Annotated in this window: 23 protein-coding genes; 18 read left to right on the top strand and 5 right to left on the bottom strand. The window is 40.4% G+C overall.

Going from position 1 to position 26,123, the window contains the following annotated elements; all coding sequences use genetic code 11:
* The first annotated feature begins 316 nt into the window (after positions 1 to 316).
* The 6 genes from H4J41_RS04520 to H4J41_RS04495 all read left to right on the top strand — a co-directional run bounded on the left by H4J41_RS04520 (position 317) and on the right by H4J41_RS04495 (position 6,731).
* Entirely contained in the window at positions 317 to 2,674 is a 2,358-nt protein-coding gene (locus H4J41_RS04520) for a M1 family metallopeptidase (RefSeq protein WP_182137450.1), read from the top strand.
* The gene (locus tag H4J41_RS04515) at positions 2,674 to 3,174 is read left to right on the top strand and encodes a DUF6702 family protein (RefSeq protein WP_182137451.1); all 501 of its coding nucleotides are present in this window, start codon (positions 2,674 to 2,676) and stop codon (positions 3,172 to 3,174) included. Before H4J41_RS04520 ends, H4J41_RS04515 begins: the two co-directional genes overlap by 1 nt.
* A gap of 79 nt (positions 3,175 to 3,253) precedes the next feature.
* Positions 3,254 to 3,718 (top strand): chemotaxis protein CheX, encoded by a 465-nt coding sequence (locus H4J41_RS04510; protein ID WP_182137452.1) that lies wholly within the window; start codon positions 3,254 to 3,256, stop codon positions 3,716 to 3,718.
* Positions 3,719 to 4,150: 432 nt separating this feature from the next.
* Entirely contained in the window at positions 4,151 to 4,570 is a 420-nt protein-coding gene (locus H4J41_RS04505; protein WP_182137453.1) for a secondary thiamine-phosphate synthase enzyme YjbQ, read from the top strand.
* Between the two features lie 504 nt (positions 4,571 to 5,074).
* Positions 5,075 to 5,713, top strand: coding sequence for a TetR/AcrR family transcriptional regulator (locus tag H4J41_RS04500; RefSeq protein WP_182137454.1), 639 nt, complete (start codon positions 5,075 to 5,077; stop codon positions 5,711 to 5,713).
* A 460-nt stretch (positions 5,714 to 6,173) separates the two neighbouring features.
* Positions 6,174 to 6,731 carry a carboxymuconolactone decarboxylase family protein gene (locus H4J41_RS04495; RefSeq protein ID WP_182137455.1) on the top strand — a complete coding sequence of 186 codons (558 nt, stop codon included), beginning with the start codon at positions 6,174 to 6,176 and terminating at the stop codon, positions 6,729 to 6,731.
* A gap of 187 nt (positions 6,732 to 6,918) precedes the next feature.
* Here H4J41_RS04495 and alr read toward each other — a convergent pair whose 3' ends face one another.
* The 3 genes from alr to rpmE form a co-directional block, all read right to left on the bottom strand.
* Positions 6,919 to 7,992 (bottom strand): alanine racemase, encoded by a 1,074-nt coding sequence (alr, locus tag H4J41_RS04490; RefSeq protein WP_220460964.1) that lies wholly within the window; start codon positions 7,990 to 7,992, stop codon positions 6,919 to 6,921.
* 12 nt (positions 7,993 to 8,004) lie between these two features.
* Positions 8,005 to 9,423, bottom strand: a complete 1,419-nt coding sequence (gene dnaB, locus H4J41_RS04485; RefSeq protein ID WP_182137457.1) for a replicative DNA helicase — start codon at positions 9,421 to 9,423, stop codon at positions 8,005 to 8,007.
* Between the two features lie 485 nt (positions 9,424 to 9,908).
* Positions 9,909 to 10,121 (bottom strand): 50S ribosomal protein L31, encoded by a 213-nt coding sequence (rpmE, locus tag H4J41_RS04480; RefSeq protein WP_182137458.1) that lies wholly within the window; start codon positions 10,119 to 10,121, stop codon positions 9,909 to 9,911.
* A 247-nt stretch (positions 10,122 to 10,368) separates the two neighbouring features.
* Between rpmE and priA the strand changes: the two genes are divergently transcribed.
* From priA to rraA, 6 genes are all read left to right on the top strand, one after another.
* Positions 10,369 to 12,585: a primosomal protein N' gene (gene priA / locus H4J41_RS04475; RefSeq protein ID WP_259364515.1), complete on the top strand. Its 2,217-nt coding sequence runs from the start codon at positions 10,369 to 10,371 to the stop codon at positions 12,583 to 12,585.
* Positions 12,586 to 12,849: 264 nt separating this feature from the next.
* Positions 12,850 to 13,410, top strand: coding sequence for an SPOR domain-containing protein (locus tag H4J41_RS04470; protein WP_182137460.1), 561 nt, complete (start codon positions 12,850 to 12,852; stop codon positions 13,408 to 13,410).
* Positions 13,411 to 13,890: 480 nt separating this feature from the next.
* On the top strand, positions 13,891 to 14,409 hold the full coding sequence (gene hslV, locus H4J41_RS04465) for an ATP-dependent protease subunit HslV (protein ID WP_182137461.1): 519 nt from the start codon (positions 13,891 to 13,893) through the stop codon (positions 14,407 to 14,409).
* Between the two features lie 23 nt (positions 14,410 to 14,432).
* Positions 14,433 to 15,761 (top strand): ATP-dependent protease ATPase subunit HslU, encoded by a 1,329-nt coding sequence (gene hslU, locus H4J41_RS04460; RefSeq protein ID WP_182137462.1) that lies wholly within the window; start codon positions 14,433 to 14,435, stop codon positions 15,759 to 15,761.
* Positions 15,762 to 15,788: 27 nt separating this feature from the next.
* Positions 15,789 to 16,190, top strand: a complete 402-nt coding sequence (locus H4J41_RS04455; protein ID WP_182137463.1) for a gamma-butyrobetaine hydroxylase-like domain-containing protein — start codon at positions 15,789 to 15,791, stop codon at positions 16,188 to 16,190.
* A gap of 492 nt (positions 16,191 to 16,682) precedes the next feature.
* A complete protein-coding gene (gene rraA / locus H4J41_RS04450) occupies positions 16,683 to 17,168 on the top strand; it encodes a ribonuclease E activity regulator RraA (RefSeq protein WP_182137464.1) in 486 nt (161 codons plus the stop codon).
* 251 nt (positions 17,169 to 17,419) lie between these two features.
* Here the strand turns inward: rraA and hutI are convergent, their stop codons facing one another.
* Entirely contained in the window at positions 17,420 to 18,655 is a 1,236-nt protein-coding gene (gene hutI, locus H4J41_RS04445; RefSeq protein ID WP_182137465.1) for an imidazolonepropionase, read from the bottom strand.
* Between the two features lie 246 nt (positions 18,656 to 18,901).
* Here hutI and hutC point away from each other — a divergent pair, with 246 nt between their 5' ends.
* From hutC to H4J41_RS04415, 6 genes are all read left to right on the top strand, one after another.
* On the top strand, positions 18,902 to 19,612 hold the full coding sequence (gene hutC / locus H4J41_RS04440) for a histidine utilization repressor (RefSeq protein ID WP_182137489.1): 711 nt from the start codon (positions 18,902 to 18,904) through the stop codon (positions 19,610 to 19,612).
* A gap of 87 nt (positions 19,613 to 19,699) precedes the next feature.
* Positions 19,700 to 21,385 (top strand): urocanate hydratase, encoded by a 1,686-nt coding sequence (hutU, locus tag H4J41_RS04435; protein ID WP_310649822.1) that lies wholly within the window; start codon positions 19,700 to 19,702, stop codon positions 21,383 to 21,385.
* A 101-nt stretch (positions 21,386 to 21,486) separates the two neighbouring features.
* Entirely contained in the window at positions 21,487 to 23,031 is a 1,545-nt protein-coding gene (hutH, locus tag H4J41_RS04430; RefSeq protein WP_220460959.1) for a histidine ammonia-lyase, read from the top strand.
* Positions 23,032 to 23,420: 389 nt separating this feature from the next.
* Positions 23,421 to 23,873 carry an NfeD family protein gene (locus H4J41_RS04425; RefSeq protein WP_182137467.1) on the top strand — a complete coding sequence of 151 codons (453 nt, stop codon included), beginning with the start codon at positions 23,421 to 23,423 and terminating at the stop codon, positions 23,871 to 23,873.
* Positions 23,874 to 23,939: 66 nt separating this feature from the next.
* Positions 23,940 to 24,860, top strand: a complete 921-nt coding sequence (locus tag H4J41_RS04420; protein ID WP_182137468.1) for a slipin family protein — start codon at positions 23,940 to 23,942, stop codon at positions 24,858 to 24,860.
* Complete coding sequence (locus H4J41_RS04415) at positions 24,857 to 25,795, top strand: SPFH domain-containing protein (RefSeq protein ID WP_182137469.1); 939 nt, start codon at positions 24,857 to 24,859, stop codon at positions 25,793 to 25,795. The genes H4J41_RS04420 and H4J41_RS04415 overlap by 4 nt, the downstream gene beginning before the upstream one ends.
* Positions 25,796 to 25,847: 52 nt before the next feature.
* On the opposite strand, the gene H4J41_RS04410 is transcribed toward H4J41_RS04415, so the two are convergent.
* On the bottom strand, positions 25,848 to 26,117 hold the full coding sequence (locus tag H4J41_RS04410; RefSeq protein ID WP_182137470.1) for a hypothetical protein: 270 nt from the start codon (positions 26,115 to 26,117) through the stop codon (positions 25,848 to 25,850).
* Between the last annotated feature and the right edge of the window lie 6 nt (positions 26,118 to 26,123).

Here is a 26,123-nt window from a genome sequence, read left to right as displayed (position 1 = left end):
TCACTAAAACCTAGGTGTTGAATGGCGTGATATTTTGTCTATGACTTGAATCCAATAAACAATTTTTTGATAGAAATGCTGTAACTATTGGATACCAGAATGTTAACAGCTGCCAGAAAGTATTGAGTAAAGTGCTGGTATTAATCCTTAGTGCCTAATCGGTTCCGTCACGATAAACATTCAACAGCAACAACTTAACCTATTTATTGTGCAATTTGTCGCATATTTCACTTCACCAACCTGACCTATTGGTTAAAAAAGTGTTATAACGCATGATTATTAAGAAATTACTCGGTTTACAACTATCAGGGGAATCATGAAATATTCAATTAAATCAGCCTTACTTTGTGTTTGTATTGCTGCTAGTGGCCAGGCCTTAGCAAAAAACAGCATAAGTGACGATAAATTTCGTCAACTGGAAGAGAGCTTACCAACGCCAAATACTTATCGTACCGCGTCTGGCGCACCGGGTCATCAATATTGGCAACAAGATGTTGATTACAAAATTAATATTCGATTAAATGACGAAAAGCAAACCCTGTCAGGTGATGAAACTATTGATTACACGAATAATTCTCCTGATACCCTGCGTTACTTATGGATGCAGTTAGACCAAAATAAGTTAGCCGAAAATTCCGGTGCAAAAACAACACAAACCGCGCCTAAGAAAAAAGTGACTTACAGTAGTTTCCGCAATGCCATTCAAACAGACGAGTTTCAGGGCGGTTATGATATTACTCAGGTTACTGGTGCAAACGGCAAAGCCTTAAGTTATGTCATTAATGGCACTATGATGCGCATCGATCTGCCAAAAGTACTTAAATCTGGCGATAGTGTCGAGTTAAACATTAATTGGAATTACCAATTACATGAGCAAAAAGTACTAGGTGGCCGCTCAGGTTACGAATACTTTAAAGAAGATGACAATTACCTTTATGAAGTTGCTAGCTGGTTCCCACGCGCGGCAGCCTATTATGACGTAATGGGTTGGCAAAATAAGCAGTTTATTGGTAGCGGTGAATTTGCCTTAGAGTTTGGTGATTATAACGTCAGCATTACTGTTCCTGCTGATCACGTTGTTGCGGCAACTGGTGTCTTGCAAAACCCGAAAGAGGTCTTAACAAAAAATCAGCGTAAGCGTTTAGAAAAAGCTAAAAAATCTGATAAGCCCGTTTTAGTTATTACCCCTGAAGAAGCGTTAGCAAACGAAAAGTCTCGCGCGACTAAAACCAAAACTTGGCAATTTGAAGCGAAAAATGTTCGTGACTTTGCCTTTGCCTCAAGCCGTAAATTTATTTGGGATGCACAAGGCTATCAAGAGGGTAAAACTGACACTATGGCAATGTCTTACTACCCGAATGAAGGTAATCCATTATGGGAAAAGTACTCTACTGAGGCCATTATCCATACGATGGAACAATATAATAAGTATACCTTTGCTTATCCATATCCTGTTTCTATCTCAGTAAACGGTCCTGTTGGTGGCATGGAATATCCCATGATCACTTTTAATGGCCCACGCCCGACGTTAGATAAAGAAACCGGTGAAAAAACTTATTCTCGCAAAACTAAATACGGCTTAATTGGCGTTATTATTCATGAAGTAGGTCATAACTATTTCCCCATGATTGTTAACTCTGACGAACGTCAGTGGACCTGGATGGATGAAGGATTGAACACTTTCCTACAATTTGTCGCTGAGCAAGCATGGGAAGAAGGCTATCCTTCTCGCCGTGGTAATGCCGCTAATATGATCAGTTACATGAAAAGTGATAACCAAGTGCCCATCATGACTAATTCAGAGTCAATTTTGCAATTTGGTAACAACGCTTACGGCAAACCAGCAACCGCATTAAACATTTTACGTGAAACTATTATGGGTCGTGAATTGTTTGATTTTGCTTTTAAAGAATATGCCCAACGTTGGAAGTTTAAACGCCCGACCCCTGCTGACTTTTTCCGTACCATGGAAGATGCCTCAGGTGTTGATTTAGACTGGTTTTGGCGTGGTTGGTTCTACACCACAGATCATGTTGATATTGCTTTAGGTAACATTCACTTGTACCGTCCAAATAGCCAAAACCCAGATACGGAAGAAGCTTGGGAACGAGCACTATACAACGAACAACCTGATTTTATTAGCAAAATTCGCAATAATGGCCAGTGGCTTCGCACGGATGATAAACCTCAATTGTTAGATTTTTACAACGAACATGACAAGTTTACCGCGACAAACAAAGCACGTAATAAATATAACAAAAGCCATAAAAAATTAGAACAATGGCAAAAAGACCTACTACTTGACGAAAGAAACTTCTATATTGTTGATTTTGAAAATAAAGGTGGCTTAGTTATGCCGATTATTTTAGATCTTACTTATGCTGATAACAGCGTTGAACGGGTCACAATACCCGCTGAAATCTGGCGTCGTGACAGCAAAAAAGTGTCTAAATTATTTATTCGTGACCAAGAAATAACTGGCATTGCGATTGACCCTAACTGGGAGACAGCGGATGTAGATGTTAGTAACAACTACTGGCCTGCACGTCTAATTAAGTCTCGCTTTGATTTATACAAACGTAAGAAAAAAGACATGATGCGTGATTACAACGTTGAATTAAAAAGTGCTGATGAAAAAAATGCAGAAGCACAAGCGGAGGTTGAACAGCAATAATGTTGTTAAACCTAGCTAAACAAATTTTTGTTTTGCTATTGTGTGGGTTAGCCGTTAACGCGGTTGCCCACCGTTATTTTTTTAGCATGACGGATTTAACCTTAAATGAGCGTACTCAGTCGATTGAAGTTATTCACCAAATAACCGCTCACGACATTGATAACGCGATTGCAGAATCAAAGCAGATCCATTTTTCAATTGCTCATCCAGATTACGAAAATATTATTCGCCAATATATTGAAGAAAATTTTCAGCTTTATTATCAAGGCCAAGCAATACCCTTGAACTGGATCGGATTTGAAGTTAATAAAGGCAAAATTTTTCTTTATCAAGAAGCGGCGTTCGATCATTCGTTGATTGGACTAAAAATAATCAACAGCTTGCTAACCAAGCGTTATCCACAACAGGTCAATACCGTTAATTTTTACAGTACAAGGATAAAAGGTAGCTTAACTTTCAACAAATCAGTTACTATGCATCACATTAAAATTAATGATTAATATAGTTACATTTAGGTTTTGCTGATAAATGTGCAAAATCAAGTAACTACATTAAAGAAAAGCTTTTGGAAAAACATTTATGAATGTAGACTTTATCAACCCCTTTCTTTCTTCAATGCTAAACGTTATGTCAACCATGGCGCAAATGGAATTAAAGCCTGAAAAACCTCGTTTGAAAAAAAATGAAATAGCAAAAGGCGATGTTTCAGGTTTAATTGGTATGGTAGGCAAACAAACTAAAGGTTCTTTATCTATTACCTTTGAAGCCAAGTTAGCACTGGCCACTATGAAGAAAATGGTTGGTGAAGGCCCAGATGAAATCAATGACGAAATTACTGATTTAGTGGGTGAAATTACCAATATGGTTACTGGCGGCGCAAAACGTATGCTAAGTGAGAAAGGCATTGAGTTTGATATGGCAACCCCTATAGTGGTTTCTGGCATTGATCACACTATTCATCACAAAGCTGACGGACCCGTTATCATCATGCCGCTAACGTCTGAATACGGTAATGCGTATATTGAATTTAGTTTCAATAAATAATCGCTTTGCATAACAATATTTAGCCTCGTTTAATACGGGGCTTTTTTATGTTCAGAAAAAACTAATTACCTAAACTAAGTACCTGCATACAAACACGTGGGATTCGTTCTAGTCACAACCCAAGTATCAAGATCCATGTCGCTACAGGTTTATGGTTTAAGCAAACATTAAATCAACATTACATATAGCGCCTATGGCAGGCTATATAGTGTTTGGCCATTTCTTTAGGTCGAACTTCAGTCTGTCAACGTGACGGGCCAAATATAAACAACCCAGTTAATTTCATCTGAGGCGTCAACCATTAACCACAACAAAGCGGCATATTAAGACCTGACTCTAACGACCTATATTCATCCCACAACATACACCTCAATGTAAAAAACCTATACACTATAATAATACGTTAATTAAAATTACCTTTGGAGAAGCCTCATGTGGCAACAAGTAGAGTTAACACTACAACCTTATCAACGTGGTTTTCACTTAATCACAACTGATATTGAGCAAATACTCGCTGAGCTCTCCCCCGTGCGTTTTGGCTTGTTACATCTTTTCATCCAACATTCTTCAGCATCGTTAACGATTAACGAAAATGCTGACTCAACAGTGCGTGATGATATGGAACGTCACTTTAATCACTTCGTCCCAGAAAATGCCTCTTATTATCGTCATACTTATGAAGGCCCTGATGATATGCCGGCTCACATTAAGGCAAGTACCTTAGGCAGTAGTGTCAGTATTCCGTTAAAAAATGGCCAAATGAACTTAGGACTTTGGCAAGGAATTTATCTAGGCGAGCACCGTGTTCATAGCAGTGCAAGAACCCTAATACTGACCGTGAGTGGCGAGTAATGTATCGCCATATTATACCAATCTCATTACGTTATTGCCCACTTGTGCTGGTTAAAATACACCAAGGCTAAGGTGCTCTCAATCACAATAGCCAGCTATTGCTCAATCAAGCGTCTTGCCCAGATGCATTTTCTCTGCGCACAACAAGATCACAAGCTTAATGAAAGTGGTATTATACCAATCTCACTAATTATCTGATCATGTTTACTGGTTAAAATAACCCACTACTGCGTTATTTATTTAATAATTAGAACAACTAGTTATTAAAATAAATGCCTTATATTTGGCCATTTTTCCTGCGTATAAAGTAGACCACCTAATTAATGAAATTGGCATTACTCGGCTACACACTAGATTTCTGTGGTTAAAAGTTTAAAACATAGCTATTTATCTGCTATCGAAGCATAGTTTTATAAGTGTTTTACCATGCCTATTTGAGCGATTGAACTTAAAAATACCCTTTGGTACAATATAGATATTCAAACAAAGTGAACGGATATTGTTGTGGTTAGTGGTCGCAAACGCAAATTTAATGAGCAAACTGCATTGCAAGCAGCAATGGAAGTGTTTTGGGCGAAAGGTTTTGTGGGCGCTTCTTTAGCTGATTTAACAACGAGTATGAATATTAACAAACCTAGTATGTATAGCGCGTTTGGTAATAAAGAAAGCTTATTTATTAAAGCGACTCAACACTATATAGAAAATAATATGAAAGCCCACCTTGGCGCTTTATACGCACCAAACATACCCTTAAAAACGCGTTTAAAAAACTATATGATGTCAATTGTCGGTATGCAATGCAGCACTGAGCAACCCAAAGGTTGTTATCTGGTACTGTGTCAATCAGAAGTTGCTGGTGGTGATATTCCAACAGAAGCGGCAAAGTTACTTATTGACATAGAAGCAGCGCCCAAAGCTTTATTGACCGAGTTATTCTCCACTGATGAGGAAGCAATATCCTTAGGCTTAAATGAAAATTCAGCCGGTAACGCCTTAAGTTTATACACGGCACTAAAAGGCACCGCGTCGATGGCGCGCTCAAAAGTACCACCAACAGAACTTGAATTTGTTATTGATACTATGTTGACTGGCGTATTTAGTACCGGTAAAAACCATGCTGCGCCAACACCAAAATTACCCTAGTATTCTCTACTACCTGCCTCAACTTTACTGCTGAAATTCGAAGGCCCTATACCTATTGATAGCCATTGATATGCATTATCGTGAGTTCAGCTTAGCGCTACAACTGCCTACGCTTTATTTCCTTGCTCAACTTTAATTACGCTTATTCAACTTCAGTAACTCTAAATCAAGTTTAATTACTAATAATCAAGGCAATATTAAATACCATATACATACATAACCACATGATTTTATAACTTAATAAATATTTTACTTAACAAAGCCCTAACAAACTAAATTATTTATATTGCTGGCTGTTGACTTAAGTATACCGATCGGTACAATAACAGGCAATTACTTACCGACCGGTATGTTAAATATATTCTTAACTGGTTGGTCAATTTTTTAAGCATTAAATAACAATAAGCTTGTTGCAACAGCAATCTGTTGTTACAAGCTGCTTTTATAAAGGAAATTTGATATGACGACATTAACTACACACACGATTGAATCAGCACCACAAGAAAGTAAAGCCCTATTAGAAAAATCAGTTAGTGCATACGGTATGTTACCTAACTTGCACGGCGTGTTAGCTTCGTCACCCGGTTTATTAAGCGCATACCAAACATTACATGAGCTTTTTGTTAACTCTTCATTTGACGCAGAAGAACTCACCGTAGTTTGGCAAGGTATCAATGTTGAGCACGGCTGTACATATTGTGTACCCGCTCATACCGGCATTGCACACTCAATGAAAGTAGATCCTGATTTAACGCAAGCATTGCGTGATCAACAAGCAATGCCTACGGCTAAACTGCAAGCTTTACTTGATATGACCTTAATTATTGTTCGTAATCGAGGCAATGTTACTAATGAAGAATTAGCGACATTCTATGCTGCTGGTTACGGTGAGCAACAGTTGTTGGAGATTATTTTAGGTTTATCACAAAAAGTGATCAGCAATTATACCAATCATATTGCCGAAACACCTGTTGATGATGCATTCAAGCCATTCGCTTGGGAAAAAACAGCCAAGTAACGGGCGTTTTTATTTAGCGACTAAACCATCTACATGGCTTTAGTCGCTATTTTCTGTGCTAACAGCAAAAGGCAAAGTGTACGATTGATAACCGCGCTATTATAAAATGCAATCTAGAACGGCTTCACTGTCATAGCCTAGCCACTTTTTATAACTTTTTATAACTTTTAAGAGTGAATGTTTATTGTTACTTTGCCAGCTGAATATGCACACGACGGGTAATATTACACAAAAGTTCGTAAGGAATAGTTGTAGCAAATTCAGCCACTTCTTCAACTGCTAAACCTTTGCCCCATAACGTGGCAATATCGCCAACGCTATCTTGGCTTTGAGCGCCTAAATCTACCGTGATCATATCCATAGTTACTCGACCAATAAGCGGCACACGTCGACCATTAATTAAAACCGGTGTACCGTTAGGGGCATGGCGGGGATAACCATCACCATAGCCAATAGCAACTACACCTATAATAGTGTTACTTTCACTCACCCAAGCACCGCCATAGCCAACCGCAGATCCTGCAGCAATTTCACGTACAGAGATCAAACTTGATTGCAAAGTCATGACTGGGGCAATACCGTCTATGTAGCTATCTGCTGCTAGTGGTGAAACACCATAAAGTAATAAGCCAGGTCTAATCCATTGATAATGGCTTTCTGGCCAAAGTAAAACGCCAGCAGAATTAGCTAAACTTTTTTCGAGGGGTAAATCAGCGCTAAGTTGATCAAATAAGGAGATTTGTTTCGCTGTTGCTAAGTTGTTTTTATCATCCGCACAACCTAAGTGGCTCATCAGCACTATGGGCTGCTGAACATTTTTTGATTGACTTAACGCTTGATAAAAATGTGCTAGTTGCTCGGGATTAATACCCAGTCTATGCATGCCAGTATCGATTTTCAGCCAAACTTTTAGCGGAGCATCCAGCTTAGCATCCAAAATGGCCGCCAGCTGTTGCTCGTTATGCACTATGGTTTGTAAGTTACTCGCCGCCAGTATATCAATATCTTCTTTAGCAAAAAAACCTTCAAGCAATACAATAGGTTTTACAATGCCCGCGGCTCTAAGTGCCAACGCTTCATCAATACGCGCGACACCAAAAGCATCGGCATTGGGCAGTGCTTTAGCAATCAGCTCTAAACCATGACCATAACTATTCGCTTTCAGTACCGCTAAAATTTTAGCCTTAGGCGATAATGACTGAATAAGCTGGTAATTATCACTTAGTGCATCTAAATCAATAATCGCCGTGGCTGTGTGCAATGTCATGGGCGTTTAATCTTCGCCTAATACGTGCGGGCCAGCATAATTATCGAAACGAGAAAATTGTCCTTGGAAGGTTAAAGGTACTCGACCAATAGGGCCATTACGCTGTTTACCAATAATAATTTCAGCCATACCTTTGTATTCAGAATCATCGTGATAAACCTCATCACGATAAATAAACATGATTAAGTCGGCATCTTGCTCAATTGAACCTGATTCACGTAAATCTGAGTTTATTGGTCGTTTATCAGAACGCTGCTCCAAGCCACGGTTAAGTTGAGATAACGCCACTACTGGCACTTCTAATTCTTTTGCCAAGGCTTTTAATGAACGAGATATTTCAGCAATTTCCAAGGTTCTGTTATCAGAAAATTGTGGCGCACGCATCAATTGCAGGTAATCGATCATGATCATACTAATACCGCCATGATCTCGGGCAATACGTCGTGCTCGCGAACGCACATCGGTTGGTGTTAAGCCCGCCGCATCATCAATAAACATTTTACCTTTTTCAATTAACAAGCCCATGGTTGATGATAACCGCGCCCAATCTTCATCTTCTAATTGACCGGTACGAATTTTAGTTTGGTCAATACGACCAAGTGACGCCAGCATACGCATCATTAGTTGCTCTGACGGCATCTCTAAGCTGAAGATTAACGCGGGTTTATCTTCAGTCATGGCAGCATGTTCGGCCAAGTTCATGGCAAAAGTCGTTTTACCCATAGACGGACGGCCAGCAACAATGATGAGATCAGATTTTTGAAAACCTGCAGTCATTTTATCTAAATCAGTAAAGCCACTTGAAACACCAGTAACACCGTTAGTCGGTGATGCACAAAGTTTCTCAATACGATCAACCGTTTTTTCTAAGACTGAATTAATATTTTCTGGGCCTTCCGACTTATTAGCACGTTGCTCGGCAATCGCAAAAACCTTAGTTTCGGCAAAATCGAGTAAATCGGCACTACTACGCCCTTGTGGATCATAACCCGCTTCTGCAATTTCATTGGCCACACTGATCATTTCGCGCGTTACCGCACGTTCACGCACAATAGTCGCATAGGCGGTGATATTGGCGGCACTTGGTGTGTTTTTCATCATTTCAGCGAGATAAACAAAACCACCAACATCATCAAGCTTTTGATCGTTTTCAAGCGCTTCAGATAAGGTGATCAAATCGACCGGCTCACCTAACTCAATTAACCGACCAATAGTCTCAAAAGTAATACGATGTGATCTACTATAGAAGTCTTGTGCAACAACTCGTTCACTTACGCGGTCCCAAGTTTCGTTATCTAACAATAAACCACCTAGCACTGATTGCTCTGCCTCTAAAGAATGTGGCGGAACTTTTAACTCATCAATTTGTTTGTCTCGAGGAAACTGATTGTTTTTACTAAACTTGGTTGGCTTGCGATCGGCCATATCACACCTTAAATGCTTGGCGATAATCTCTGCTTATTGGCGAGCATACTGGCGCAATAAACTTTATAAAATTATTCGAAAATAAAGAGAGCAAATATAGCAGAAATTCCCCATAAGCAAAATGATATTAACAAGAAATATTTCACTATTTTAGCCGCCAAACAGGATTGAATTTTCTTGTTATAACGTCAATAAATAAAGCACTACTCACCGTATTTAACGCGCTATTTAGCTATTTCAAAGCGTCGAGATCCACGCGTATGTATATTTTGTAAGGTATTTAGCAACTCTGCTATATGGCCAAATCACGTGATTTAGCTATGATGAACAACTTAAAGCGATCTTGGCAGTTAAGAAAAATAACAAAATTTATTTTAAGCGACGTTAAGAGGATAAAAATGTTGAGTTAACATGACACACAAGCTTAATTTTTGACAAAAAAAAAGCACCTAAAGGTGCTTTTTTCTACTGGTATATTAGCAGAATTACTTCTTGCTAAGAGCACCAAAACGCTTGTTGAATTTATCAACACGACCACCGGTCTCAGCAGATTTTTGCTTGCCAGTATAGAATGGGTGACATTCTGAACACACGTCAAGATGTATGTCTTTAGTTACAGTTGAACGAGTTGTAATAATGTTACCACAAGAACAAGTTGCCTTGAACTCTGTATAATTTGGATGGATACCGTCTTTCATGGGAAACCTCTGTTAAGGCCGCATCGCCACTCGGTCAGTCATTATTGCTGCCAAGCACCATACGAGTTAAAAATAATGGAGGCGAATGTTATAGTATCGCTCCTCCTATGGCAATAAAAATTGCTAAAAAATTGAGCAATAAATTGCTTAATTTCATAAAAATCCTCCTAGTCGAATTTTCGAGCTTGGCATTACGTCATTAAGCAGTAGAATATGCATAACATTTTATTTCTATATGACAGTATTTTTGGCAATAACTTCAACAGATATATACCTGCAAGTTGCAATACCCGTTCCTATGCGCCAGTTGTTTACTTACAAACTACCGGCGGAACTCAACACTAACGCCGTGCAATTAGGTGAACGAGTTATTGTGCCTTTTGGCTCTCGCCAAGTGGTTGGTATTGTTTTGTCGATAGATGAAAGCACTGAATATGCAGCTAAAAAATTAAAATCAGTGCTCAGTCGAGTTAATGACAACTTCAGTTTTTCACCTCAATTACTGCATTTTATTCAACGCTGTAGCGACTACTACCATCATCCTATTGGTGATGTGTTCCAACAAGCATTACCGGTTTTATTGCGACAAATAAAACAACCTGATGTTGAGCTACCGCAAGTTTGGTTAACAAAAGCAGACTTAAGCGAGGAAGAACAAACAACTACCGCCAAACGCTCACCCAAACAAGCTGAGTTACTCACTATGCTTAACCAGCATCAAGGCATGACATGGTCAGAGCTATTAACCCTTGGCTTTAATAAAGCACAGCTTAATGCGCTGGAGAAAAAAGAATTCATTTATAGTAAAAGCCGTGCGGTAACTTTATTTCAATGGCAAGAGCAAGCATTACAGCAAGATAACCGACTAGAATTATCAACAGAACAAGCGCTAATTGTCGCCACGGTGAAAGAGCTGCAAGCGCAGTTTTCTTGTCACTTAGTTGATGGTATAACCGGTAGTGGTAAAACCGAGGTTTATTTACAGGCCATGGAGCAAATACTGGCCAACAACAAACAAGTGTTAGTCTTAGTACCTGAAATTGGCCTAACGCCGCAAACCTTAAGTCGCTTCGAACAACGCTTTAATGTGCCGATAAGCCTGCATCACTCAGGTTTGAACGACAAAGAACGCTTACAAACTTGGCTAGAAGCACAACGAGGAACCGCGGCGATTGTTATTGGTACCCGCTCGGCTATCTTTACTCCGCTTAATGATTTGGGCATGATCATTGTTGATGAAGAACACGATGCTTCATTTAAACAGCAAGACAGCTTTCGCTATCATGCGCGCGATATTGCCATACTCAGAGCTAGACAACTTAATATTCCCATTATACTCGGCACTGCCACACCCAGTTTTGAGTCACTGCAAAATGCCTTGAGCGGAAAATATCATTATCATCAATTACGCAAACGTGCCGGTAATGCCTCAACAGCAAAAATCAGCTTAATAGATGTGGCGCAACAACAAATGGAACATGGCCTTTCCGGTAGCTTAAAACAAGCCATAAAAAATACCTTAGCCCGTGGTGAGCAAGCATTAATTTTTCTTAATCGTCGTGGTTATGCCCCCGCTATTAACTGCCAAGAATGCCATTGGATTGCTGATTGCCAACGCTGTAATAAACCTTTTACCTTACATCAAGGCCAAGGGTTGCTGATTTGCCATCATTGCGCCAGTCAAAAACGCATTCCACCACAATGCCCAAGTTGTGGCAGTGTTCGCATTAAACCCTTAGGACAAGGCACAGAGCAATTAGAAGAAAAAATTGGTGAATTGTTTCCTGATTATTCTACCGTGCGCATTGACCGAGACAGCACGCGTAAAAAAGGTGCCTTAGCTAAGTTATTAACCGAGGTCAGTAATAAAGAGCATCAACTCTTGATTGGCACACAAATGCTAGCAAAAGGCCATCACTTTCCTGATGTCACCTTAGTTGCTGTGCTTGATGTTGATGGGGCTTTATTTAGTTACGACTTTCGCGCGGCTGAACATATGGCACAACTTTTAGTACAAGTGTCAGGCCGAGCCGGTCGAGCAAGTAAGCCTGGTAAAGTCATGGTACAAAGTAAATTCCCTGATCATCCATTACTGCAAGACTTAGTACAAAATGGCTATCAACACTTTGCTAAACAAGCGCTTATTGAACGCCAACAAGCCTTATTGCCACCCTTTAGCTTTCAAGCATTATTTAGAGCTGAAGCAAACTACCCTTCTTACCCGGAAAAATTTTTACGCGCTATGACCCAAATAGCCTTTGAAGGTTGCCAGTTTGCTGGGCCTGTGCCAGCAGCAATGGGAAAAAAGGCGGGTAAATTTAGATTCCACTTAATTTTGCAAGCCAAATCTAGAAAGCAGCTGCATCAAGCAGTATTTAAGCTAATTCACCATAGCGCCACAAATGAATGGCAATCAAAAGTTAAATGGTCAATTGATATCGACCCAGTAGACTTAAGCTGGTAATTGCTGCGTCGAAAAACACAGCCTAGCAGCCTATTTCACAAGCAGTAAATTGGGAGGACTGCAGAAGCAAAAACACAGTAACAACAAGCTCAAAGCTTCTTTAACTTACTGACAGCTGACAGCTAAAAACTTGTCTTTAAACTTCCCTTAATCCCTACTCATGTTTAGCCTAGGCTGAGTTTTATGCAATTAATGCACTCAATGGGTGATATTTCTTTAGTAGTTGGTTAGAATTGACGAAAGTTTTCTAGTATAAAGTTTTTCATGGCACATCAAGATTACGTTTCCCGCTCTCGAGTAAAAAATAAAAAACAAAGCCCATATAAAAAAAATGTTGAACCAGCTCAAGGTAGCTCATTGAAAGTAAAATTAATTGCCGCTTTTTTAGTGATCGCTTTGCCCAGTTTTGGCTACCTGCTGTGGAGCATTAAAGACAAGCAACCTGCAGTCGTTGTTGCCCCTAAAGTCATCAAGGTAAAAAAGACTACAGAAGTCGCTGAATTACCTGAACTACCAAAGGAAAAATGGACCTACGTTGATGACCTAAAAAGTAAAGAAATTGAAGTAGGTCAGTACGAAGTTAAGAAAAAAGGCCCCTATAAAATGCAATGTGGCTCATTTAGAACTCGTAAACAAGCAGAGTCATTAAAAGCAAAAATAGCCTTTACCGGCTTAGAAGCACAAGTGGGTAAATCTGTTGGTAGCTCGTCAACTTGGTATAAAGTTTATTTAGGCCCTTACGATAAAAAACGTAACGCAGAAAAAGATAAACATAAATTAAAAAACAACGCAATCCACGCTTGTAAAATTTGGGGTTGGGATTAACTCAATATTGATACTTTAGCAATGTATTTATATATGTATGAATTGCTTAAGGCCTTTTCCAGCGGATTTATTAAGGTATCTAAATTAGTATTAAACCGTCAGTTTCAAGGCATAACTTGGCGTGGTCAACTAGCCCCATTTTAAAGCGACAAATACTAACTCTGTATTCAAAGACTGACTCAATGCTTGCCTCGTTTATCGGTATTAATACCGATAAACGACAACAATAAAATACCGACAGCCGATCATAAAAATAGTCACTTCATCTAATAGCTACAAGCTAAAATTCAACCTACAGCCAACTTAACACTGAACGATATTGTTTTTAACAGACAACGCAAATGTATAGCTTAAAATCGTTTAAAGTTGTCTGTTTACTATTATTCATCACCGCTCCCTTGAAAAAGCTTAAGCCACCCCTTATCTAATCTACATTAGACAAGCCGACTATCTCAGTTGGCAATATGGAAGAGGTTAATTGTGACTACTATTGTTTCTGTCCGACGTAATGGCAAAGTTGCCATTGGTGGTGATGGTCAAGTTTCCCTTGGCAACACTGTAATGAAAGGTAATGCACGCAAAGTGCGCCGTTTATATAATGGCAAAGTACTTGCAGGTTTTGCTGGCGGCACAGCTGATGCATTTACCCTATTTGAACGTTTTGAAAGCAAGCTAGAAATGCATCAAGGTCATTTAACTAAAGCGGCCGTTGAACTAGCAAAAGATTGGCGCAGTGATCGTGCGCTGCGCAAACTAGAAGCTTTATTAGCCGTTGCTGATGAAACAGCCTCACTCATCATTACCGGTAATGGTGATGTTATTCAAGCAGAAAACGATCTCATTGCCATTGGTAGTGGTGGAAATTTTGCCCAATCAGCAGCCACAGCATTACTTGAAAATACCGAGCTTTCTGCCAAAGAAATCGTTGAAAAATCATTGAAAATTGCTGGTGACATTTGTGTATTTACCAATCAACAACATGTGATTGATGAACTATAACCGCCAATTTGTAAGGAATTAATATGTCGAATATGACACCACGTGAGATAGTTCACGAACTCGATAACCACATTGTTGGTCAAAGTGATGCCAAACGAGCGGTTGCAATAGCACTGAGAAACCGCTGGCGTAGAATGCAACTGAACGAAGAGTTGCGCGATGAAGTTACCCCTAAAAATATTCTGATGATTGGCCCCACAGGTGTCGGTAAAACAGAAATAGCTCGACGCTTAGCAAAACTAGCCAATGCTCCCTTTATTAAAGTGGAAGCAACTAAATTTACCGAAGTCGGTTATGTCGGTAAAGAAGTCGAAACTATTATTCGTGATCTTGCTGATATGGCCATTAAGATGACCAAAGAGCGGGAAATGGCTCGTGTAAAACACTTAGCCGAAGAAGCTGCTGAAGAACGTATTTTAGATATATTACTGCCACCAGCTCGCGACAGTTCAGGCAACGACGAGCAACCAGAAAACAGTTCAACTCGTCAAGCCTTTCGTAAAAAATTACGCGAAGGCCAACTCGATGACAAAGAAATTGAACTCGACTTAGCCGCACCACAAGTTGGCGTTGAAATTATGGCACCTCCTGGCATGGAAGACATGACTTCACAATTACAAAATATGTTCCAAAGCATGTCGAGTGATAAAACCAAAAAACGTAAACTGAAAATTAAAGAGGCTTTCAAGGCCTTGCAAGAAGAAGAAGCGGCGAAAATAGTTAATCAAGACGACATCAAAGAAAAAGCAATATACGCGGTTGAACAAAACGGTATTGTCTTTATTGATGAAATAGATAAAATTTGTAAACGTGGTGAAAGTTCAGGCCCTGACGTATCAAGAGAAGGTGTACAACGAGACTTGTTACCATTAATTGAAGGTTCTACCGTTAGCACTAAACACGGGATGGTTAAAACTGACCATATCTTATTTATTGCTTCTGGCGCTTTTCAAATGTCAAAGCCCTCTGATTTAATTCCAGAATTACAAGGTCGACTACCGATCCGTGTTGAGTTAAAACCGCTCACCGCTGAAGACTTTGTGCGCATACTCACTGAGCCTAATGCCTCTTTAACAGAGCAATATATTGCCTTGTTAGCGACTGAAGGCGTGCATATTTCATTTAGTGAAGATGGTATTAAAGCGGTTGCTAATGCCGCGTGGCAAGTTAACGAAAGTACTGAAAACATTGGTGCCCGGCGTTTACATACCATGATGGAACGCTTAATCGAAGAGCTTTCGTTTACCGCCAATGATCGCGCTGGAGAAAGCATTCTCATCGATGCTGAATTTGTTGCTAATATTTTATCTGATCTGATTAAAGATGAAGATCTCAGTCGCTTTATTTTATAATAGATAAAATACGGTTAGGAGTAATACATGAGTAAAATTAAGCGCTTTGTGATCAATAATGCTACAGCGAGTTTGTCGGTTTCTTTTGGTAGGACTGAGCTTGAAGATATTGAACAACAAAACGGCGAAGCGATTGATTTAAGCTTCGAATATTTACGTGTGTTTGCTCCAACCACAGACAAAGGTCAGGTAGCTGGTTCAGCGCCAAAGGTTTATCATAAAAAGCAGGTACGTCTGCTAAAAATTGAATCTGTGGGCAAACATGGCTACCGATTTATTTTTGATGATGAACATAGCAGTATTTATAACAGTGATTACTTAAAAACACTCGGCGCAGAATATCAACAGCGTTGGCAGAATTACCTACAAAGTACAGGCTCAACGGTAAATAGCCGAGAAGCATCGATAGAAATTACAGAAGTTAAGTAATACCCCTTAGGCACTGTAATACCGGCCAGCACAGTAAAGCGTCACTGATTTTAAATGTAAAAATTTTCACTGAAATCTTTTACGCTTTAGTTACTGAGTAAACGCATATTCCATTATCGCCTACTAATGCACTAGCCTTACTGATAAAACCCCCTTAAACAGCATCACTAGCGATATAACCTAATAGCTACAATGGTGAGTAAATTTCGCATCTTTTTGCTAAAGCTATTTACCCAGACCGATTTGCTTAAATCTGACAATAATCCACCGATTTCCAGCGCTATGATAGTTTCTGGAGAAAAATCAAGCACAAGCTACCCCCCAACAAGCATAAATATAACGCTTATTAAAAGCTAATAACCATGATTAAGTCCCGCTTTTTATGTATGCTTTCGTTAGGTTTATTTAGCAAGTATAGCGGCTTAGCGGTTGTGCCTGTCTATTCAACCGTTATACTAGTTAATAAGAAACGCGACCTAGGAAAAACTTACTATGGAATACAACACCTCAGAGCTGTGTGATATATACACTGATTTAATCGATGTACTTGAACCCTTATTTAGTAATTATGGTGGCAAAAGTTCTTTTGGCGGTAAAGTTGTCACGGTAAAGTGCTTTGAAAATAATGGCTTAATTGCTGAGCTAGTTGACACTGACGGTACCGGCAAGGTCTTGGTTATTGACGGTGGTGGCTCAACACGTCGCGCACTGATTAATATTAGTATTGCTGAACAAGCCGCAAAGAATAATTGGGAAGGCATTATTTGTTTTGGTAGCGTACGAGACGTTGACGCCTTAGAAGATATTGATATTGGCATACAAGGCTTATTGTCGATCCCTGTTGGCGCCAGCACCAGCAACATTGGCGAAAGCGACTTGGCAATAAACTTTGCCGGCGTAACCTTTTTACCTGATGATCATATTTATGCCGATAATACCGGTGTTATTTTATCGCCTGACCCCTTAGATATTGACTAGTTAAGCCTAGTTTTATCTCGTTTGAATATGTAAATACTGTTCATAATGCCACTTGCCATACTTAAACCGTATGGCAATACTTGCTGGCTTATCTTTGCTATAGCACTGGCTTTGAGCAAACGCCTTGTCTGTCGTCATCAAGGTGTTGTCGATTACGACTATATAATATGCCAGTTACATCGACTAAGTAAGGCTGAGCAATCACTAGCTGTTCTAGTGACCCATGCAACTTCAAGTTAACTCACCCTAAGCTAAATCACTATTTCCCCAGCCTTCATTAGACGAGTAAGCGGATTCACTCCAAACTGATAACATAATTCAGCCGGCTGATTAATATCCCAACAAGCAATATCCGCATCATAACCCACGGCTAACTGCCCTTTACTACTCGACAAGCCTAGCGCTTTTGCGCCGTGACAGGTCACTCCCGCAAGAACTTCAACCGGCGTTAACCTAAAAAATGTACAAGCCATATTGAGCATTAGCTGCAGTGAGTTAATCGGCGACGAACCGGGATTTACATCGGTAGCAATAGCCATACTCACACCGTGTTTACGCAATAGCTCAATTGGGGGTAACTGGGTTTCACGTAAGAAGTAAAATGCACCCGGCAATAATACCGCAGTCATATCGGCCACTTTCATGGCCGCAATACCTGCCTCGTCTAAAAATTCAATATGATCAGCCGATAGCGCTTGGTATTTTGCGGCTAACTTAGTGCCACCAAGATTAGACAGCTGTTCGGCATGCACTTTTATTGGTAAATTATGCGCCTTGGCTGCCGCAAACACTTTTTCGGTTTGCGCTAAATTAAAACCAATACCTTCACAAAACACATCAACTGCATCCGCTAGTTTACTTTTTGCTATGTGCGGTATCATCTCTTTACAGACCAAATCAATATACTCATCCGCACGACCTTGATACTCAACAGGTAGCGCATGCGCACCTAAAAATGTTCTTTGTACTGTCATCGGTAATGTTTGCCCTAATTTAGTAGCGACATTGAGCATTTTAATTTCAGTATCCGTGTCTAAACCATAACCTGATTTAATTTCGATGCTAGTAACACCTTCTTGATGCAAAACCGTTAAACGTTTTAATGCGCTGATAAATAACTCATCTTCGCTAGCAGCACGGGTTGCTTTAACCGTTGAAATAATACCACCGCCAGCCTTGGCTATTTCTTCATAACCTTTGCCTTCAAGGCGCATTTCAAATTCATTCGCGCGGTTGCCACCATAAACAATATGGCTATGACAATCGATAAAGCCTGGCGTTAACCAAGCGCCCTTGCCGTCAATTACCTTTACCCTAGCCGTATCAAAGTCAGGCAGTTCGGCGGTTGTGCCTAGCCAAGCAATTTTTCCATTCGCAATCGCTATAGCGCCATTTTCAATCGTGGCGTAAGTTTTTGCTCCGTCGGTCATAGTGGCTAAATTGACATGAGTCCAAAGGATTTGCCAGTGTTGTGTTTTCGTCGACATAAAATTCCAAATTGCTTATTTACCGCTAACCTTAATACTATTTTTAGGTGCCTTTTCAAACTGCCATGACTTTTAGCAGATGAATATGACCCAACAAAGCTTAGGGTTTATTTATAATTTCACTTTAACTGATAGCAAATTAACAAGCAAGCTTGTATATACAACTCTTGACCTTGCAGAGAAAAAATGAGATTGTATATACAAGTAAGAGTTTACTCTGCACATTATCCCGTATTAGGTATGACAATGACACAAGTAAAAACCGCAAAGTACCGTGTTATCAAACAGCACATCTGTGAAAAAATAGAATCTGGCCAGTGGCTTGAACACAGTAAAGTCCCTTCAGAAAATGAGCTTACCGAGCAGTTTTCGGTCAGTAGAATGACCGCTCGACGTGCTTTACAAGAACTTACTGAGCAAGGTTTATTGGTGCGTTCTCAGGGCTCTGGTACTTTTGTCGCAAACTTTAAGTCACAGTCTTCATTACTAGAAATTCGTAATATAGCCGATGAAATACACGAGCGTGGTCACCAATATCATGCTGAGCAACTCATCTTAAACGCCGTTAAAGTCAACGAAGAAGTGGCGATTTTATTAGCCCTTAAAGCCGGTGATATCGCCTATTACTCAAGCGTGCTGCATTTTGAAAATAATGCCCCCATACAATTAGAGCAACGCTTTGTTAATCCAAAATTAGTGGCTAATTATCTTGAACAAGACTTTACACAAATTACGCCACATGCATATTTATCATCCGAAGCACCATTGACCGAAGCAACACATGAGGTGGAAGCCGTATTAGCCAGTGAAGATATTGGCCGCTTATTAGCGATTAGCCATATCACCCCTTGTTTACAGGTTAAACGTCGCACCTGGTCAAGCCAAGGTGTGGTGAGTTTAGCCACTTTAACCTCACCAGGAAATAAATACCGCTTAGGCAGTCATTTAATTTTTTAATTTACGCATCTTTAATTTACGCATATCGAAGCGAGAAAAGTTCTCATTTTAGCCAACAATTTACATTTGTAGAGGTCCACCATGACAATAAATAATAGAATCGACACTAGCCGTAAAATTCGTGCCGCACGTGGCAGTAAAATCACTGCAAAAAGCTGGTTAACTGAAGCGGCAAAACGCATGCTAATGAATAATTTAGATGAAGAAGTTGCCGAACACCCACAGTCATTAGTGGTTTATGGTGGTATCGGCCGTGCTGCACGTAACTGGGCATGTTACGACAAAATTGTAGAAACATTGGATCGCCTAGAAGATGACGAAACCTTGATGGTGCAATCTGGTAAGCCAGTTGGCGTTTTTAAAACTCACGCCGATGCTCCACGCGTATTAATTGCTAACTCAAACTTAGTGCCGCACTGGGCAAACTGGGAGCACTTTAATGAGTTAGATAAACAAGGTTTAATGATGTACGGCCAAATGACCGCCGGTTCATGGATTTACATTGGCTCGCAAGGCATAGTGCAAGGCACTTATGAAACTTTTGTCGCCATGGCAAAACAGCACTTTGCTGGTAACGCTAAAGGTAAATGGGTACTTACCGGTGGTTTAGGTGGCATGGGTGGCGCTCAACCACTGGCAGCAACTATGGCAGGTTTTTCTGCACTAGTTGTTGAATGTGATGAGTCTCGCATCGATTTTCGCCTAAAGACTCGCTACGTCGATAAAAAAGCCACCTCGTTAGATGAAGCATTAGCGATGATCAATGATGCGACAGCAAAAGGCGAAGCGATCTCTGTGGGTTTATTAGGTAATACCGCTGATATTTTCCCTGAATTAGTCAAACGTGGTGTTACCCCCGACATAGTAACGGACCAGACCTCAGCACATGATCCGCTCAACGGTTATTTACCACAAGGCTGGAGCATGGCGCAAGCGGAAAAAATGCGTCTTGAAGACGAAGCTGGCGTTGTAAAAGCGGCTAAGCATTCAATGGCTGTGCAAGTACAGGCCATGCTTGATCTACAAGCGGCTGGTGCTGCTACCACAGATTACGGTAACAACATTCGCCAAATGGCCTTGGAAGAAGGGGTGAAAAATGCCTTTAATTTTCCTGGCTTTGTACCGGCTTATGTTAGGCCACTATTTTGTGAAGGCATTGGGCCATTTCGCTGGGTAGCATTATCGGGTGATCCAGAAGATATCTATAAAACTGACGCCAAAGTGAAAGAGCTTATTCCAGACAATCCACACTTACATAACTGGTTAGATATGGCGCGTGAACGTATTGCTTTTCAAGGCTTACCTGCCCGTATTTGTTGGGCAGGTTTAAAAGACCGTGCTCGCTTAGCATTAGCCTTTAACGAAATGGTAAAAACTGGCGAATTATCAGCACCCGTTGTTATTGGCCGCGATCACTTAGACTCTGGCTCAGTTGCTTCACCAAATCGTGAAACTGAAAGTATGCTTGATGGCTCTGACGCGGTATCTGATTGGCCACTACTCAATGCCTTATTGTCAACTTCAGGCGGCGCTACTTGGGTTAGCCTACATCACGGTGGTGGCGTAGGCATGGGCTTTAGTCAGCATTCTGGGGTGGTTATTGTCGCTGATGGTACTGATGCCGCGGCAAAACGCATTAGCCGTGTATTATGGAACGACCCTGCTACCGGTGTTATGCGTCATGCCGATGCCGGTTACGACATTGCAATTGATTGTGCAAAAGAACAAGGCCTAGACCTACCTATGATTGATGGTGCTAACGGCAAGGTTTAGTAACAACCTGTTTAGCTTAACGTATAATTGCACCAATTTTGGCGATAATTTTGGTGCTCTTTTCATTGAACTCATAAAAATTTAAAGATAGGACAGATAACATGTCAGTAATGAACACATTAAATATTATTCCAGGCCAGCTTACGCTAAAACAATTACGCGCCGTAACTAAGTATGAAGGTATACAATTTAGCTTAGATGAAAGTGCCTTTGAAGGTATTAACAAAAGCGCTGAAGCGGTGCAAAAAGTTATCGCGGAAGATCGCGTGGTTTACGGTATTAATACCGGCTTTGGTTTACTGGCCAGTACCCGTATCCAAAATGACCAATTAGAATTATTACAGCGCTCAATCGTATTGTCTCACTCAGCCGGCTTTGGCGAGTACATGGATGATGCCACTGTTCGTTTAATGATGGTTTTGAAAATCAACTCATTATCACGCGGTTTTTCTGGTATTCGCTTAGAAGTTATTCAAGCGCTAATTACCCTATTAAACGCAGAAGTCTATCCATGTGTGCCTAAAAAAGGCTCTGTTGGTGCTTCTGGTGATTTAGCGCCGCTTTCTCATATGGTATTACCCTTATTGGGTGAAGGCGAAATGTCGCATAACGATGAAGTTATTTCAGCGGTTGAAGGCTTAAAAATAGCCGGTCTTGAGATAATGACCTTAGCGGCAAAAGAAGGTTTAGCACTACTCAATGGCACACAAGCGTCAACGGCATTTTCATTAGAAGGCTTATTTCACGCGGAAGACTTATTTGCTGCTGGTGTGGTTATTGGCTCTATGTCAGTTGAAGCGGCCATGGGCTCTCGCGCCCCTTTTGATGATCGCGTACATCAAGCTCGTGGTCAACGCGGACAAATCGATGCCGCTCGCGCATACCGTCACATCTTAGACCACAACTCAGCCATAGGTTCTTCGCACCTTGATTGTGAAAAAGTGCAAGACCCTTACTCACTGCGTTGTCAGCCACAAGTGATGGGTGCATGTTTAACACAAATTCGCCAAGCGGCTGAAGTACTTCACGTTGAAGCTAACGGTGTGACCGATAACCCGTTAGTTTTCGCCAACGAAGGTGACTTTATCTCTGCGGGTAACTTCCATGCCGAGCCTGTTGCCATGGCAGCAGATAACTTAGCGTTAGCGATTGCCGAAATTGGTTCAATATCAGAGCGTAGAATGGCGCTATTAATCGATGCAAACCTCAGTAAATTACCCGCGTTTTTAGTCGATAATGGCGGAATAAACTCTGGCTTTATGATTGCACAAGTCACCTCTGCCGCTTTAGCCTCAGAAAATAAATCATTAGCCCATCCAGCCTCTGTTGATAGCTTACCCACTTCAGCAAATCAAGAAGATCACGTCTCTATGGCTTGCTTTGCCGGCCGTCGTCTTGCTGATATGGCTGAAAATACTAACGGTGTGTTAGCTGTTGAATACTTGGCTGCGGCACAAGGTCTAGATTTTAGAGCGCCATTAAAAGGTTCTAAAAATGTTGAATTGGCTAAATCAATTTTACGCCAAGTTGTCAGTTTTTATGATAAAGACAGATACTTTGCGCCAGATATTGCTGACGCATCGTCGATTATTGCTGAAGGTGAGTTCAACAATTTCATGCCTGAAGCCTTATTACCTAGCTTCTAGTTCCAGTTAAATTTAAGTTAACTGAATCAAGCCAAACATTCATGTTTGGCTTTTTTATGTTCAGGAGGAAGGGTATGTTACGATCACATGGATATGAAAGAGTAACGATGTTCAGGATGAACGGTATGTCACCATCACATGGATATGAAGAAGTAACCATGTTCAGGCCTTGCTCAGACATCCTGCCTTGCAAGGCATTAGTACCTTCATTAACTAAAACCATGCTTATACCCAATTGATTACTTATCTTATCAAATAATTCCTAGCGCCAACTTTCTTTCACATAATTGCCTTTAACCTGAATCACTTGACATAATATGTCGTGCTTGCTACTTTGAATGGATCGCTGTTAACGTAAAATTAACCGCACATACATCATAGAGGTGGCAATGGAATACATACTATTTTTTGAAACTTGGCTCGCCCTAGCTATTTTATTCGCCTGTTTAGAGATTTTTGTTCCAGGCGGTATTTTACTTAATTTAGGCATAGCCTCATTGCTTGTCGCTGTTGGTGTACAACAACAAATACTTGATACTTGGGTATTAACCCTTACCACCTGGTTCATCCTCGCCACCTTTCTACTGATTTTAGTTTATTTTATTACCGAGCGATTTTTTGCGGGTGAAACGATTATTGAAAATATTTATGAAGAGGTCGATATTTATGGTAAAAAAGTACGCGTACTCGAACAAATAGGCCCAGGTACACAAGCAGGTAGAGTTGAGTATCAAGGCACAACATGGACAGCGTTAAGTGATGGTTCTATTATCCAGGCGGGTAGTGAAGCCGCTATTGTATGTAAAGAAAATATTTCTTTAGTGGTTGAACCTATCAAATAGACCGTAGAGGTTAAGCCTCAATTTAACGCCATTTAAAAATTATAAAATAAGAAAAGGAGCATCTTTATGTTAGCTACGGTTACCTTTGTTTTTCTAGCCTTACTGTTTATTGTTGTCAAGCTAGTACTGATAGTGCAAATGAAAGAGGTTTGTGTCATAGAACGTCTAGGAAAATTTCGCGCCATTACGCCACCAGGGCTGCATTTTCTAATCCCTTTTATTGACCGCGTCGCTTATCGTCATGAAACCCGTGAACAAGTGTTGGATATACCGGCGCAAAGTTGTATTTCACGCGACAACATTCAAATTAATGTTGACGGCTTAGTCTATATTCAAGTAATGGACGGTGCTAAAGCCAGTTATGGTATTGAAGATTACCGTCGCGCTAGCGTTAATTTAGCGCAAACAACCATGCGTTCTGAAATTGGTAAATTAAACTTAAGCCAAACATTTTCTGAGCGCGACACGCTAAATGAAACTATTGTGCGTGAAATTGATAAAGCCTCAGACCCTTGGGGCATTAAAGTATTACGCTATGAAGTGCGCAATATTACCCCCTCTGACAATGTTATTCATACCCTAGAAAAACAAATGGAAGCTGAACGGCAAAAGCGGGCTGAAATTACCTTAGCAGAAGCGGAAAAAGAGTCGACGATTAATCTATCCGAAGGTGTTCGCCAAGAAGCGATCAACTTATCTGAAGGCGATAAACAAAAACAAATTAACGAAGCCCATGGCCGAGCACAAGAGATAGCGATTCTTACGCAAGCGTCGGCAGAAGGCATCAACTTCATTGCCAAAGCGGCAGCCCAGCCGGGTGGCGAAAAAGCGATAAAAATGCGTTTATTAGAACAGTTTATTGCGCAAACCGGCAATATTCTACAACATGCTGACGTGTCAATCGTGCCAAGCGAAGTGGCTAAATTAGAAGGCTTTTTTCAAGGTATGGAAAAAGTAACACAAAATACTCAAGGAGCAAAATCATGATAGCTATTGATGCAAACACTATCGATTTAGCGGTATTGGCTATTTGGGCATTTATCTTCTTGTTTCTAGCCTTTAAGTTTTTCCAAGCTATTTGTTTAGTACCAACAAAATCAGTTTATATTATTGAACGCTTAGGGAGATATCGTTGCACCTTAGAAGCGGGCTTTCATTTACTCTTACCTTTTATTGATCGCGTGGCATTTATTCAAGACCAGAAAGAAGAAACCATAGATGTGCCGCCTCAAGAGTGTTTCTCAAAAGACGAAGTTTATGTCGAAGTTGATGGTGTTATTTACATCCAAGTGATTGATGCCTACAAGGCAAGCTACGGTATAACCGACTACCGCTTCGCTGCTATGCAACTTGCCCAAACCACTACCCGCTCAGTCATCGGTACTTTAGAGTTAGATCGCACTTTTGAAGAGCGCGATGTCATTAGCGCGAAAGTGGTAGAGGTGCTTGATAAAGCAGGCGAAAGCTGGGGCATTAAAGTTCACCGCTACGAAATTAAGAACATTACCCCACCCGTGACTGTTCGCAACGCGATGGAAATGCAGGTTAACGCCGAACGTGAACGCCGCGCTATTTTGGCAAAAAGTTTAGGTGATAGAGCGAGTCGCATTAATCGTTCAGAAGGAAAAATGACCGAATTGATTAATTTGTCTGAAGGTGAAAAGCAGCGCAGAATTAACTCGGCTGAAGGTAAGGCGGCAGAAATATTAACCATTGCACAAGCCACTGGCGACTCTATTAGTAAGCTAGCGGCGGCTATTGAGCAACCCGGCGGTGAACAAGCTTTAGATATGCAATTAAGTGAGCAATATCTGCAACAAATGAAAGGCTTGAGTCAACCATCCACCAAAGTTATTCTGCCCGCGAATTTGCTTGATTTTAAACAATGGCTAGCCACGGCAGGTATTCACAATAAACCTTAGCACAGCTTAAGTAGGCAAAAACCCGACCGAGTAAAGTCGGGTTTTTTATTGGCTATTTTCCATTGGTTTTAAAGGTTTTATTGCTGCTTATTTTTCTTAATTTTGTGATAGCGACAAAGAACAGGGTGGTGATTAAGGCAATTAAAAAATGTGTTTGAATAGTCCGTAATTCGCTATTTTCTTGCCAGAGAAAAATAGGCCCACGGTAATTAACATAAAATAAATTCAACAATGAAACATGCGCCCACAAAATAAAAAATAATAAGGTCATTTTATATTGATAGATTGCTTTTAGCATTTTGGTAATGACATTATTCGCCATAGTTTT

Origin of the sequence: Colwellia sp. MB3u-45, assembly GCF_014077005.1 — a bacterium.
In the GTDB taxonomy this organism is placed as follows: Bacteria; Pseudomonadota; Gammaproteobacteria; order Enterobacterales; family Alteromonadaceae; genus Cognaticolwellia.
The sequence above is the reverse complement of the archived record's forward strand: the minus strand, read 5'-3'. Positions and strand labels throughout refer to the sequence as shown.